This window comes from Jilunia laotingensis, assembly GCF_014385165.1.
In the GTDB taxonomy this organism is placed as follows: Bacteria; Bacteroidota; Bacteroidia; order Bacteroidales; family Bacteroidaceae; genus Bacteroides; species Bacteroides laotingensis.
On sequence record NZ_JACRTF010000001.1, the window covers coordinates 1,948,741 to 1,961,902 of the forward strand.

Genomic DNA, 13,162 nt, shown 5'->3' on the forward strand with positions numbered 1-13,162 from the left:
GAATGAATAAAAAAATCTATTTATTACCCATCTTATTGTTCGTGTTAGCACTGACTTCTTGTGAAGAAACGAAGGAAGTGAGTAAGTACGATAACTGGCAGTCGCGAAATGATGCGTTTATAGACTCTTTGAGAAGTGTATATGATCAAGGGACAGTAGACAAAGATGGACGAAAACTGGAACGCTTTGCTCTTCTTACCGCTCCTGATAATTATATTTATTATAAGGTTTTGGATCCGGTAACAGGGACTCCCACTGAAAATAATCCTTATGAATATATCGAAGGATATGAGAAGTCTGATATTCGTCCATTGTATACGGATACTGTGAATGTATATTACAGAGGAACGCTCATTAATGGTGAATACTTTGATGGTTTCAAAGGACCTAATCCTACGGTTTTTGATCGCCCGATCCGTGTTGGGGTTAGTGGACTTCTTGGAGGATCGACAGGAGTTGTGGTCGGTTGGACTGAAGTATTGCAACGGATGACAGTGGGGGCCCGATGGAAAGTATTTATTCCTTGGGAATATGCTTATGGTTCCAGTAGTCAGACCGGATCTGGTGATGGCGTGGATATTCCTGCTTATTCTGCATTGATTTTCGATATGCAATTGTATAATATAGATAACGCGAGTTCAAATAGCTTGGAAGTGGAAGAAGAATAGATTTATTATTTATACGATTTTACAGCCTGTCCCTTTTTTCCATAAAAGGAACAGGCTGTATTTTAATATGGCAGTTATGTAAAGGATGACGTTATGGTCAATCAAAAGGTGCCTGCCAATTCTCGTCTTGATAGGCATCAAAGCACATTTTAATTTGTTTCTTATTATTCTTTTCTTCTGCCAATGGCGGAATCTCATCCAAAGAGAAATATCTGCTTTCTATGGTTTCTATATTGGGCTGGAAACTTCCGCCTTCTATTTCACAAAGCACAAACACTTTGCAGACATTATAAGCATAAGCTGGTTGATTGTGGAGATTCCTGTCTTGCAAGGCAATGATTCGTATGGCTTTTACATCCAGTCCTGCTTCTTCCTTCACTTCCTTTTCCGTGTTTGTCTTGATAGTCTGGTTCACATCAACCCAGCCACCGGGTAAAGACCAGAACCCCGATTTCTCTTTAACTAACAATATCTTTCCTCCTTTGAAGATTGCTGCTCGTGTGTCCAGCTTAGGAGTCTGAAACCCCGTTTCATTACAGAATAAAGTTTTTACTTTATCCAATGGTAGTCCACTTTGTCTGCTGATGATTTCAGCAGCTATTTCACGGATTCGTTCAAACCGTTCTAGGTCGAAAGGGTCTTTAGAGTAAGTCACCCCTGCCTGTCCGATAAATTGTAATTCTTTGGCCCAATCCAGCCAGATTAATTGGTTTGCGTTATTCATATGTTAATGTTTTACTTCTCAAATATAGGGATAAAATGATGTCAATGTAATTATTTGCTTGATTTTCTTTCATATTAAATTCTTTCATCTTATTTTTGTATGCATTCCTTTGCGATGAACTCGATGAAGCTCTTAGCTAAAGATCATGAAGCACAATAAATACATTATGATATGGAAAAACTATTTTTGATTCTGTTCGCCATTTCCGGATTGCTTTTCGGATGTAATGGAAGTGATGAAGAACCTATTCCTCCTCGGGATACGGATGTTTCTTTGTTTAACAAGGAAGCAAAAGCTGTGGTTTACATGGACTATCTTGATAATAATTTGACAATTTATATGTGGGACGGTACTCCGGTTGCTTACGTTGACAATAAAGAAGATATCTACCTCTTTAATGGTCATTTTTTTGGATGGTATGCAAACGGGATAGTTTATGATAAAGAAGGTTATGCCGTTTTTGCCCGAGAAGGGGTTGTTAGAGGGGAGATTAAGATGGATAATCCATCTACTGAAAGCACGGCTAAGGGAGCTAAGAAGGATAAACCTGCCCCAAAGGAAAAGTCATCTAAACCGGATACTCCAAAATTGAAGGATGAATGGAAGGTAATCGTGCCCCCATTTGACGAACTTTTCCAAATTGAAGTTACTTTGTATGATCAAGGAAGAGATGCCATCGCTTATATAGATTACGGTGATAACATGACAATTTATATGTGGGATGGTACTCCCGTAGCTTATTTGGAAGAGAATGAAGGTGTTTATCGTTTCGATGGTCGTTTCCTCGGATGGTATGAAGATGGCATCGTTTATGATAAGGAAGGGTATGCTGTAGCAGCACGAGAAGGAACCTTGAAAGGTGAAATTTCTATGGTAACTCCGTTGCCGGCTTCTCCCAAAGAGGAGAAAAAGGGTAAGCCGGATAAAGGAGTAAAGGAGTCTAAACCGGTACTTCCTCAATTTGAAAATAGCTGGAGTAAGACCTCGCTTACTGATTTTTTTCTGTCTGAATAAGCGTAAGCGAAAAGCTGAATAAAAAGTTTACTTGACTAAAAATGGCGTTGGGCAACGTATTAACGAATGCGTGTCCAACGTTTGTATTGGAAGTTATCCAAGAAGTCAATGATCCTGTCTTTTTCAACCGATGCGCCAACATGTTCTCTTTGAATATTTCTAGGCTTACATCTTTCTGCTATTGTAATACACTTGATTACCGCTTTCATCCATATTACCCTTTAAGATGGGAGGAGAAAAAAAGGATATTTGAAAGCGAGAATGAAAAATAGCTAGTGGAGAGTGCCCCTATATCTTGAAAACTTCTAGTTCTGTACAAGCCTGTATCTATTGGGAACAATGCCTGTAAGTTTTTTGAACCAATGACTGAAATATTGTACACTTGGGTATCCCAGCTTTTCTGTAATCATGCTAACAGTGTTATCTGAATTGAGTAACATCTTTTTAGCCTTGTCCAACCGTTTCAACTGGTAATATTCATAAATGTCTTTTTCGCTTTCAAATTTTAGTAAGTCATTGAAGTAATGAGGGGATAATTGGAGGATATCAGCACAATATTCAGCTGATGGAGTGTGGTTGTTTTTTGATTTACCAGAAAGAATATATTGATCAAGTAGTATGTCTGTTTGCTTAATTATTTCTTTACTGGCTTCACTGCGTGTAATAAACTGGCGCTCATAGAAACGTGTACAATAATCTAAAAGCAGCTCGATGTACCGTGAAATCAGTGTTTTACTATGGCAATCTATTGCATGGCGAAGCTCTTCCTCAATGCTTAGTAGGCATTCTATGACTTTTTTCTTTTCCCGTTGGGAAATGTGGAGTGCTTCATCTATCTTGTAAAAAAAGAATGAGTAATTATTTATATGTTCTCCTAACGAAGTTTGAGTAAGCAAATCCGGGTGGAATGCCAGTAACCAGCCTTTTGTGGGAAATGCTTTACTCTTGCCTATTTTGATAGACTCTCCCGGCATGAGAAAGACCAATGATGCGTTGGAGTAATCATAATACTTTCGTCCAAACAAGAACTCTTCAACTTCACCTTCTATTATAAGAACAGTATAAAAGTCAAATTTAATGGTCTGCTGTTCCAAGCTGGCTTTTGACAGGTCGATAGCACTTGCTAATGGATGAAGCGTTTTACAGCCGAGGCAACAATTACATTGATGGACGGTTTCTATGTTCAATATTTTTTCTTTCATAAGAATATCTTACTTTCTATGAAGATAAGTTGTTCTAATCAAATTGATACTCCTTTTCTTATATTGGTAATCAAGGGTATAATAACTGTAAATTTGTGATTTACAAGTCTTAATGCGTCATACATTATTTAGCATCCTATATTCATTGGGTGAACAGCCTACATTCTTTTTAAATAGTCGTGAAAAATGTTGGGCGTACTGGAACCCCAATCCATAAGCAATTTGGGATACAGGTAACTGGGTGTTAAGTATTCTTTCCTTAGCCATATCTATCAGCTTGGATATAATGTATTGTTGAGCATTTTTTCCTGTTTCCTTTTTTATTAAATCACCGAAATAATTGGGAGACAAACAAACTTTATCTGCAAAATATCTCACAGTCGGGAAGCCGTTTACTTCGGCATTACTTCCTGTAAAATAATCGTTCAATAGATTTTCGAATTGAACGACAACGTCTTTGTTGACTTTAGCACGGGTATTGAATTGCCGTTCATAGAAGCGCATGCAATAGTCGAGCAGTAATTCGATATTTTTGGCAATTAATGTCTTGGTATGTTTGTCTACGGCATGTCCTAATTCAATACGGATTTTATCAAGGCAATCAATGATTATTTGCCTTTCTTCATCGGACACATGTAGTGCTTCGCTCACTTCATAAGAGAAAAAAGAATATTGTTTGATGTTTTGCCCCAGTGAAGTGCCTCGTATTAAGTCCGGGTGGAAAACAAGACCTAAAGAAGAAGGCTTGACGCCTTCTTTCAATTCAATGCCGATGACTTGGTTAGGAGCCATACATACCACTGTGCCTTCCTGATAATCATATTGTTTTTTCCCATATTTGAGGTCGCCACATTTGGTATGTTTTAAAAATAAAGAATACACTCCCATGTTAATTCGAACATGGTTGGGATGTTGGGTTGCTTTGGTTAAATCTACCACTGCAACCAAGGGATGCAGGGTTTCCAATCCATAAAATTTATTGTATTGATCTACGGTATCAATTTTTATAATCTCATCCATCTTATATTATGTCTAAGTTGTTGAACTGTAGCAAAGATATAAATAAAAATCATACTTGTTTCATATGGTATGCCGAATCTGTAATTGTGGTAGTACTATCCGTAATTGTGGTACTGTTTCGGGAATTTTCCTTCCGGTAAACATTGCTTTTTCTTTTACTTTAATTGCATTGTGGAAATGATAATGGAATAAAAAAGTAATCAGGGTATAAATAGATGTAATTTGTATACAACCGTATTGGGTTAAGAACAGTATATTTGCAAAAAAATATAGATGGCATAATGAGTGTGCCCCAGATGAGATATACGGTGTCACAGTGGCATGAGTTCGGTGCCTGATTCTCTCTATTTTGATAACAACAAAAATAAAATATGAAAAGACAATTTGTAATTATGTTCCTAGTGGGCAGTCTTATGTCTACGGGGATATTAACAGCCCAAAATGATAGTGCAAGAATAGCCCGGAATTATTCGATAGATGAAGTGGTGGTCACCGGTACCCGCAATGAGACAGATATCCGCCACTTACCGATGACGGTTTCGGTCATCAACCGCAAGCAGATAGAACAGGCATTCCAGCCGTCTTTGTTGCCGATACTTACCGAACAAGTGCCGGGACTGTTCACGACAGCCCGTGGTGTAATGGGCTTTGGTGTTTCGGGTGGTGCCGCAGGGAGCATTTCGTTGCGCGGATTGAATGGAGGATCGGGAAGGTTGATGGTGTTGATTGACGGACATCCACAATATATGGGAATCATGGGGCACCCCATAGCTGATGCTTATCAATCGCTCATGGCAGATCGTATAGAAGTGTTGAGGGGACCTGCTTCGGTACTTTATGGTTCGAATGCCATGGGCGGTGTGGTGAACATAGTAACCCGTAAGATGCGTGAAGATGGTGTAAATACGAGTGCCAATATCGGTTACGGTTCTTATAACACCTTACAGACCGAAGTAACCAATCGTGTGCGGAAAGGGCGTTTCACGAGTATTGTAAGCGGATCTTACAATCGTACGGACGGGCATCGTTCAAACATGGAATTTGAACAATATGGCGGTTATGCCAAGTTAGGATATGGACTCTCAAAAACCTGGAATGTTTGGGGGGACATAAACATTACTCATTTCAATGCTTCAAATCCGGGAAGCATATTCAATCCCTTATTGGATGCCGATCAGCACATCACCCGTGGTATGACTTCCTATGCGTTGGAAAACCATTATGAAAGGACATCAGGAGCTTTGAGTTTCTTTTATAATTGGGGACGTCATAAGATTAACGATGGCTACAATCCGGCAGAAGGGAAAGGCCCGTTAGCATATCGTTTTAATTCGCGGGATAACATGATGGGACTGTCTTGGTATCAATCTGTGCAGCTTTTTAGAGGAAACCGTTTTACAGCCGGTGTAGATTGGTACCGTTTCGGAGGCGAAGCGTGGAATAAATTCGTTGAAGGTACGAGAACAGGTGAACGTGTGGATATTGTGGATGAGATACAGGATGAGGTGGCCGGTTACATTGATTTCCGGCAAGATATAGGACAGTGGTTGACCTTCGATGCGGGATTGCGTTTTGACCATCATTCACATGTGGGTGCTGAATGGGTACCGCAGGTGGGTCTATCATTTCATCTTCCGGCATCTGCGGAAATAAAACTTTCGGCAAGTAAGGGGTTCCGTTATCCTTTAATCAAGGAGATGTTCATGTGGGGGATGGCAAATGCTGAACTGAAGCCTGAACGTATGTGGAATTACGAACTTTCATTTTCTCGGAAATTTCTTCAAGAGAGATTGTCATTTGGGATAAATCTCTTTTATATTGATGCGGATAATCTGATTGTGCCGGCAATGGTTGGTGACCGCCAGATGAATACCAATACGGGAAAGGCCGAAAACACTGGCTTTGAAATACAGGCAGCCTACCGTATATCGCAGCTTTGGTCAGTAGATGCTAATTATAGTTACTTGCATATGGAAAATCCTATTGTTGCTGCTCCCGAACAGAAACTTTATGCAGGCGCCATATTTAATAAAGGACGCTGGAACGTATCTACAGGCGTTCAGTACATTGCCGGACTTTACAAGTCGACTGTTCCTGTTGAAAAAGAAGATTTTGTACTTTGGAATATACGTGGCTCATATCGTGCCTCAGGATGGTTGAGCATTTGGTTACGTGGAGAGAATCTTTTGGCACAACGTTATGAAATCAATACAGGATTCCCTATGCCGAAAACAACCTTTATGGGAGGAGTAAACGTTAACTTTTGATGTAGTTCGATTCTCTTCAAGTTGTTTTTTCTCTTCAATTAATTACTAAGAGGGTGTTAATTCATTGGCACTCTCGCGACATTTAATTGGCGCAGGAGTGTCTTTCTATTAGCAGTGATATGTCAATTATATGGTACAATTGTGAGTATAATGTTATTGAGTGTAAGCAAAGGTCGTTGGTAAAACTTGAAAATAAGTTATTGTGCCGTTATTTTTATCTCATCATTTTGTTAACGCAAATTAGGCTTTGGACGGAAAGGGATATAAAGTACATAATTACAGTCTACCGGTACTCCTCCGGACATACCGGGAACAAATTGAGGCAGGCTATTAACAATTCTCAGAGCTTCTTCTCCAAACTCCCGGTAAGAGCATTTCAGGATGTGTGGATTTACAACTTTCCCTTCTCTGTTGACAGTGAATTCACAAAGTGCATAACCTTTGGCCGCTTTTGCGAGTAACTTCGGTGGATATATTAGGTTGGACATGGCATAATCTTCCAGTGTACTATCAGGAAGTTCCGGTTGAATTTCCAGTTCTTTTCCCGGTTCACAACTTTTCCACACGCCAGTCTGGAAGTTACCGGCATATCTCGGCTTTTTATATTGATCCGGATGGGCTTTGGATCGATCTTCTAAGCTTTTTATCAATCGTCGTGCATTGTTTATAATATCTTCTTCGGAAAGTCCTTTCTTTAAAGACAATGAATACGCTGATTCGAAAATTGCGACCAAACGTCCCATTAAGGTATTTCTATCAGGGGACCATTTCTTCCCGGTCATTATCTCGCCTTTATTATTTGTCGTCGTGAAATAATAGGTGATACCATCTAGCCCGCTGGTGGAACCGTCCATGTCTTGGATTTGTCCGGTGGTTAAGCTCAGCAATTCTCCTAACAGCGTATATAGAGTTTTTCCTATCTCTGTTGAGCTTGTCTTCACTTTGATACTGTTTCTTTCCACTTGCCAACTGTTTTGTGACAAAGTATTCGATAGTAAGAAATATTTTCCTTCCCTACTTTCTACCGATAATGCATATTCGGGTGAAAATGAGGGGAGAGCTGCATAATATGCATAAGGCTTATGACTGATTCCGAAATTTAAAAGGGAGAATACATTATTATAATAGCCATTAATCTCGTTTGTATGTTTTGTATAATCTTTGACCGGTTCAAGATAATCAATCTGTCCCATCATTCTGAAAGACAGGAGGAGTAACAGGAGTGTTGTAATTGCCTTTTTCATATTTGCTTTGATTAAGAAAATGGAGACTCTATGTTTGGTTTGGGACAAAGGTAATGAATTTAGCTTAATTTTAAAGAAATAACGCGCTTATTTCTTAAATAAATATTTGATTATGAACACCCTATTGATAAAAAGACTATATTCACGGTACGTAAGAATGGTAGATTAAGTAATCTGGACACGAAATAGTATATATACTATATATATTTTCTATTATTAATTACTTAAATTCATTTTTTATGGAAGTAAAGAAATCCAAAAGAGCAGCGATTGAGAGCCTGAGAGGTACTTGGTTGCTTATGGGATTCGTAGTAGTGCTTGCTTTCATGTTTGTTTCGTTCGAATGGACACAGCATGACATCAATGTCGCTTCCGGCTCGCTCGCCGATGAACCCCTGTTTGTAGAGACACTTCTACCGATTACGTTTCAGGAAAAGAAACTGGAGCCGCCTCCTGCCCCCGTGCTAAAAGCAGCAGAATTGTTGTCGATTGTGGACGATGAGGATGTGGAAGCAAATACCGTAATCAATTCCTCTGAAGATCTGAATACACCGGTTGATATCATTTATACACCGGTAAATATAAAGACTGAAGAGCCGGTGGAAGAAGATATTTTTGTTCTTGTAGAGAATATGCCGGAGTTCCCGGGAGGGAATGGGGCGCTATTCCAATATCTGAGCAAAAATATTAAGTATCCTGCCATTCCCCAGGAAGAGGGGATTCAAGGACGAGTAATAATTCAATTTGTGGTAGACAAAGATGGGACGATTACAGATCCTGTGGTAGTTCGCAGTGTAGATCCATATTTGGATAAAGAAGCACTTCGTGTAATAAAAGCGATGCCGAAATGGAAACCTGGTTTGCAGCGTAACAAGGCGGTTAGAGTGAAATACACGGTGCCCGTAGCTTTCAGATTACAATAGATCTAAAGTTTAATTGATTAAAATGAATGAGTCGGCCCGGATGAAAACGAGCCGGCTCATTTTTTAATCGAGCGTTGGAATATCGATCGTTTGCGTTTCTTCCTGCCAGTTGTCAAGGGTGAAACTTCCGGAGCCTCCCTCCGAAAAAATATCACCCAAAACCAGTGTCAGCGTGAGTTTGGTATTCGCTTTCAATGACGAAGTAAGATTCTGTTTATACGTTTTGACTTCCCCTGTTTTTAGTGTGATGAAGAGTTGGAATAAAGGAGCTGCGGAAGAAGGGAAAACCATGACTGTGGCATTGCTCATTTGTGTGCCGTCCGTAGACAAAACTAACGGGAAGGTGACTGTTTTAGTCTGATTCACCGGTTCTGCCGTAAAGAAGTTTATTTTTTCGGCAATCCCTCCGATATGAACTTTCATGCTTGCTATACTCGAACTGAGTATTCCGTTATTTTTATTTTTAACGATTACTTTAATGCCGGCTACTTCACGAGATAAAGCGGCATTTAGTTCTTCACTTCCGATTTTAGTGGATTTAACAGCAAATACAAGGTCGAATACAGGGCGATAGGTTGTATCACCTACGCTCGGGAACAGACCAAAATATTGTTGTGACATGTCTTCACCGATGATGATTTGCGGTTCTTTGATGGCAGGTTCGGCAAAGATAGGCTCTTCATACTTGGGTGTTCCCCAATAAATCATGTTATATGTGCCTACGGGAAGGAAAATCGGGCGTGTAGAAGTGCCGAAAATTTCACCGTCCTGAATGGTATACCGTCCGTTGAACGGAGTGAGAGAACCGTTTATGTAGTTGCCGTAATAGGTAGATGTTCCCGGTAAGCAGGGATATACCTCCAATATGCCTGTCATCGGACTTTGCTCTACTCCGTTGTTGATGGAAGCACGAAGATTGGGACTTATAAGTTTCTCACTGGTTCCTCCACCGTCTTCCGGGCATATTGAGTCATCTTTGACGCAACCGGTCAATAGAACCGTTGTCAGTAAAATCAAAAATACGGATTTATTCATAATTTTAATTGTTTAGGTTAGTTATTTCAGAATAACATTAAAAATCACAATTGGTTCTATTGACTAATGATATATCTTTGCATGCGAATACATGAACATGTAAATATGTAAAAATATGATTATATGTACATGTGAATTATAGATATAGTAATTGGAACCATGAATAAATTATCCTTTTTGAAGCGTCCATTGATCTGGCTTTCACGTATTTGTCACAGATGCGGTTACGGGGTGCATTCTCCTTTCGCTTTTGAACTGATAACCTGTCTTATTTATGAAAAGACCCCTTATTATGCTTATGAACAACTGAAAGCCGAAGAAAAAAAACAGAGGAGGAACCATGCTAAAGGTTGGAAATGTGAACCGTTGAAAGTCAAAAGGTTATTATTCCGCTTGGTGAACAGGGTACAGCCTGAAACGATTGTAGATGCGGGAGTACCCTCTTCTTCCTCTCTTTATTTACAATCCGGAAAGGTTGGCGCGAACTATGTTTTTGCCTCCGATCTTTCAGAATTATTTTTGGAATCGGATATGCCGGTGGACTTTCTTTATTTACACAATGCTAAAAATCTGGCTTTCACGGAAGAGGTATTTCGCATTTGTGCTGCACGTACTACACAAAAAAGTGTATTTGTTATTGGGGAAATCCATGTGTCAAAGGCGATGAGAGAGCTTTGGAAGAAAATGCAATCGGATGAAAAAGTCGGTATAACATTTGATCTTTACGACGTGGGAATACTTTTCTTTGATAAAACTAAGATAAAACAGCATTATATAGTCAACTTCTGATTATCTTTGTGTGTTAACCATATAAATTATTTTATTAATTAACGATTATGAAAAAGAGCCTTGTATATACCAAAACTGGCGATCGTGGAACAACCGGACTAATCGGTGGTACACGTGTCCCGAAAACACACATCCGTCTTGAAGCTTATGGTACGGTGGATGAATTGAATTCCAACCTTGGACTGTTGATTACCTATCTGAATGATGAACATGACAGTGAATTTCTCCGGAGCGTGCAAGATAAGTTGTTTGCAGTTGGTTCCCATTTGGCAACAGATCAGGAAAAAGTACAACTGTATAATGCAAGTATTATTACTTCCGAGGATGTGGAGCAGATAGAACATGAAATTGATGCTGCAGATGAAGTTGTTCCTCCGTTGAACTCTTTTATTCTTCCCGGCGGAGTCCGAGGGGCAGCCGTTTGTCATATCTGCCGTACGGTGTGCCGTCGTGCGGAACGCCGGATTTTGGCACTCTCCGAAAACTATACAATATCTCCCGAACTATTAGCATATGTGAACAGATTATCAGATTATTTATTCGTATTGTCGCGAAAAATCAATTTTAACGAAGGAAAAGAAGAAATAATTTGGAATAATAGTGGGAAGTGAAATATTTTATTATACTTTTGCCGAAAAATAGAAACATAGATATATTCACAATTTAAATACTGAAAGCTTATGTATTGGACATTGGAATTAGCATCGAAACTTGAAGATGCTCCTTGGCCGGCAACTAAGGACGAGTTGATTGATTATGCCATGCGTTCGGGTGCTCCTCTTGAGGTTATTGAGAATTTGCAAGAGATGGAAGATGAAGGCGAAATCTATGAAAGTATAGAAGATATTTGGCCGGATTATCCAAGTAAAGAAGATTTCTTCTTCAACGAAGAAGAGTATTAATTCGAACAAAGTTACACAGATAAACAAATGCCCGGGAAGTGTGAAAACTACCGGGCATTTTGTTTATCAAGCTTAGAATACGGGCATCTGCCAGATGAATCCTACTGATATGCGATTGGTACTGTAATTATTCTGTCCCAGTACCTTGGCACGTGAAGTAAAATCATAGGAACGTCCTACATAGGTTAAGAAGAAATGTAGATTGGTTTCCATCGGGTAGAACTCTATTCCGGCTAAGTATCCCCATGAGGTACGATAGTTTCCTTTGGCAATGCCTTCGGTGCTTTTGGTGACAGATGCCGTCTCGTACATCCCTTTGACGAATGCATTCCATTTCGGCTGGAAGCGATAATTCAGTTTAGTCACGACCGATAAATAACCTGCATCAAAAGCATTATGTCCTCCGGCACGCCCAACGATACTCGTGATGGTTCCATTCCGGTCGATGCCTTCATGTGAATACATGACATCGACAAACATGTTGAATTTGTCCAGATTCAGTTCGTTGCCAAAAGCGTAATAATACATGTTTTTACTTTTGGCTTCGTTCAGAACGGAGGCAGACCAGCGGGTTTTGATCAAATCATTGAAGTTACCGTTCCAGTTCAAAGTGTAAACCAAAGGAAGTTTCCCGGAGCGTAAGTCAGGCAATTTGCCCTCTTCATTTTCGGTGATGCCATAGGTGCTGTCGAAAGAACCGTTCCGGCTGTTTAATACCTGTAGATTGAGTTGTTGGTCGGCAGTAATGTTATAGCCGACGTTGAGACCTGTCATAAAGTTGCTCATGTTTTCAATCATATCGCAGTATTCGTAAACGTCGATCGGGTTCAGATCGAATTCAAAACCGCCATAAGCCGCACATTGTTTTCCTGCAAAAAGGTTGAATTGATCATTCAGTTTGATACCGATACCAGCGTAGTCAATGGAGGTAGGGACATTGTCGATCATACCTCCTCCTTCGTTGGAACGGTTGAGGCGCTGGCGGTAACGGTATGAAAGCCAATTGTTGATATTTCCCTTCATTTCGATGCGGAGCTGGCGCATCTTAAAAGCTCCTTGTTCAAATCCGTCTCTGAAATTGGCATCGAAACTACCCTGCATATTAAGGTAAAGATTGAATTTGTCCGATTTCTTTTTGACATCTGTCAATTCCTCAAAGAGGGTCTTGTCGACCATAAATTTCTTACTCTTCTCTGTGTTTTGGGCGTATAACCCTTGGATACTACCCACTAAGAGCAGTATAAACATTATTTTTTTCATTGCTAAGTATAGGTTTAGGTGGGGGCAAACTAATAAGATAAAAACCTTTTTATTGGGTACTCTTTTCTACAGAAAGTACGAATCAAGGGTAATAATATATTTGGTGAACTTTAT

Annotated in this window: 13 protein-coding genes; 7 read left to right on the top strand and 6 right to left on the bottom strand. The window is 39.7% G+C overall.

The window, feature by feature from the left end; genetic code table 11:
• Positions 1-2 precede the first annotated feature (2 nt).
• The gene (gene bamJ, locus H8744_RS07290; RefSeq protein WP_262434218.1) at positions 3-668 is read left to right on the top strand and encodes a BamJ family beta-barrel-assembly machinery protein; all 666 of its coding nucleotides are present in this window, start codon (positions 3-5) and stop codon (positions 666-668) included.
• 97 nt (positions 669-765) lie between these two features.
• Here the strand turns inward: bamJ and H8744_RS07295 are convergent, their stop codons facing one another.
• Positions 766-1,392: an NUDIX hydrolase N-terminal domain-containing protein gene (locus H8744_RS07295; protein ID WP_262434219.1), complete on the bottom strand. Its 627-nt coding sequence runs from the start codon at positions 1,390-1,392 to the stop codon at positions 766-768.
• 171 nt (positions 1,393-1,563) lie between these two features.
• Here H8744_RS07295 and H8744_RS07300 point away from each other — a divergent pair, with 171 nt between their 5' ends.
• A complete protein-coding gene (locus H8744_RS07300; RefSeq protein ID WP_262434220.1) occupies positions 1,564-2,406 on the top strand; it encodes a 4-fold beta flower protein in 843 nt (280 codons plus the stop codon).
• A gap of 305 nt (positions 2,407-2,711) precedes the next feature.
• Here the strand turns inward: H8744_RS07300 and H8744_RS07305 are convergent, their stop codons facing one another.
• Together H8744_RS07305 and H8744_RS07310 are read right to left on the bottom strand one after the other, a co-directional pair.
• Positions 2,712-3,608 (bottom strand): helix-turn-helix domain-containing protein, encoded by an 897-nt coding sequence (locus H8744_RS07305; RefSeq protein WP_262434221.1) that lies wholly within the window; start codon positions 3,606-3,608, stop codon positions 2,712-2,714.
• A 117-nt stretch (positions 3,609-3,725) separates the two neighbouring features.
• A complete protein-coding gene (locus H8744_RS07310) occupies positions 3,726-4,628 on the bottom strand; it encodes a helix-turn-helix domain-containing protein (protein WP_262434222.1) in 903 nt (300 codons plus the stop codon).
• A 371-nt stretch (positions 4,629-4,999) separates the two neighbouring features.
• Between H8744_RS07310 and H8744_RS07315 the strand changes: the two genes are divergently transcribed.
• The gene (locus H8744_RS07315) at positions 5,000-6,895 is read left to right on the top strand and encodes a TonB-dependent receptor (protein ID WP_262434223.1); all 1,896 of its coding nucleotides are present in this window, start codon (positions 5,000-5,002) and stop codon (positions 6,893-6,895) included.
• Between the two features lie 230 nt (positions 6,896-7,125).
• Here H8744_RS07315 and H8744_RS07320 read toward each other — a convergent pair whose 3' ends face one another.
• Complete coding sequence (locus H8744_RS07320; RefSeq protein WP_262434224.1) at positions 7,126-8,139, bottom strand: energy transducer TonB; 1,014 nt, start codon at positions 8,137-8,139, stop codon at positions 7,126-7,128.
• A gap of 239 nt (positions 8,140-8,378) precedes the next feature.
• Here H8744_RS07320 and H8744_RS07325 point away from each other — a divergent pair, with 239 nt between their 5' ends.
• Positions 8,379-9,062: an energy transducer TonB gene (locus H8744_RS07325; protein ID WP_262434225.1), complete on the top strand. Its 684-nt coding sequence runs from the start codon at positions 8,379-8,381 to the stop codon at positions 9,060-9,062.
• A gap of 63 nt (positions 9,063-9,125) precedes the next feature.
• Here the strand turns inward: H8744_RS07325 and H8744_RS07330 are convergent, their stop codons facing one another.
• A complete protein-coding gene (locus H8744_RS07330; RefSeq protein ID WP_262434226.1) occupies positions 9,126-10,097 on the bottom strand; it encodes a FimB/Mfa2 family fimbrial subunit in 972 nt (323 codons plus the stop codon).
• Positions 10,098-10,256: 159 nt separating this feature from the next.
• On the opposite strand from H8744_RS07330, the gene H8744_RS07335 reads away from it, so the two are divergent.
• The 3 genes from H8744_RS07335 (at position 10,257) to H8744_RS07345 (ending at position 11,788) form a co-directional block, all read left to right on the top strand.
• Entirely contained in the window at positions 10,257-10,886 is a 630-nt protein-coding gene (locus H8744_RS07335) for a hypothetical protein (protein WP_262434227.1), read from the top strand.
• 47 nt (positions 10,887-10,933) lie between these two features.
• Entirely contained in the window at positions 10,934-11,497 is a 564-nt protein-coding gene (locus H8744_RS07340; protein ID WP_262434228.1) for a cob(I)yrinic acid a,c-diamide adenosyltransferase, read from the top strand.
• Positions 11,498-11,566: 69 nt separating this feature from the next.
• Positions 11,567-11,788, top strand: coding sequence for a DUF2795 domain-containing protein (locus tag H8744_RS07345; RefSeq protein ID WP_002558131.1), 222 nt, complete (start codon positions 11,567-11,569; stop codon positions 11,786-11,788).
• Between the two features lie 72 nt (positions 11,789-11,860).
• Here the strand turns inward: H8744_RS07345 and H8744_RS07350 are convergent, their stop codons facing one another.
• Positions 11,861-13,048, bottom strand: a complete 1,188-nt coding sequence (locus H8744_RS07350) for a porin (protein ID WP_262434229.1) — start codon at positions 13,046-13,048, stop codon at positions 11,861-11,863.
• Positions 13,049-13,162: the final 114 nt, after the last annotated feature.

What these genes read in the sequence shown, in the direction of transcription:
- bamJ (WP_262434218.1), top strand. Translation starts at nt 3, where the DNA reads ATGAATAAAAAAATCTATTTATTACCCATCTTATTGTTCGTGTTAGCA.
- H8744_RS07295 (WP_262434219.1), bottom strand. Translation starts at nt 1,392, where the DNA reads ATGAATAACGCAAACCAATTAATCTGGCTGGATTGGGCCAAAGAATTA.
- H8744_RS07300 (WP_262434220.1), top strand. Translation starts at nt 1,564, where the DNA reads ATGGAAAAACTATTTTTGATTCTGTTCGCCATTTCCGGATTGCTTTTC.
- H8744_RS07305 (WP_262434221.1), bottom strand. Translation starts at nt 3,608, where the DNA reads ATGAAAGAAAAAATATTGAACATAGAAACCGTCCATCAATGTAATTGT.
- H8744_RS07310 (WP_262434222.1), bottom strand. Translation starts at nt 4,628, where the DNA reads ATGGATGAGATTATAAAAATTGATACCGTAGATCAATACAATAAATTT.
- H8744_RS07315 (WP_262434223.1), top strand. Translation starts at nt 5,000, where the DNA reads ATGAAAAGACAATTTGTAATTATGTTCCTAGTGGGCAGTCTTATGTCT.
- H8744_RS07320 (WP_262434224.1), bottom strand. Translation starts at nt 8,139, where the DNA reads ATGAAAAAGGCAATTACAACACTCCTGTTACTCCTCCTGTCTTTCAGA.
- H8744_RS07325 (WP_262434225.1), top strand. Translation starts at nt 8,379, where the DNA reads ATGGAAGTAAAGAAATCCAAAAGAGCAGCGATTGAGAGCCTGAGAGGT.
- H8744_RS07330 (WP_262434226.1), bottom strand. Translation starts at nt 10,097, where the DNA reads ATGAATAAATCCGTATTTTTGATTTTACTGACAACGGTTCTATTGACC.
- H8744_RS07335 (WP_262434227.1), top strand. Translation starts at nt 10,257, where the DNA reads ATGAATAAATTATCCTTTTTGAAGCGTCCATTGATCTGGCTTTCACGT.
- H8744_RS07340 (WP_262434228.1), top strand. Translation starts at nt 10,934, where the DNA reads ATGAAAAAGAGCCTTGTATATACCAAAACTGGCGATCGTGGAACAACC.
- H8744_RS07345 (WP_002558131.1), top strand. Translation starts at nt 11,567, where the DNA reads ATGTATTGGACATTGGAATTAGCATCGAAACTTGAAGATGCTCCTTGG.
- H8744_RS07350 (WP_262434229.1), bottom strand. Translation starts at nt 13,048, where the DNA reads ATGAAAAAAATAATGTTTATACTGCTCTTAGTGGGTAGTATCCAAGGG.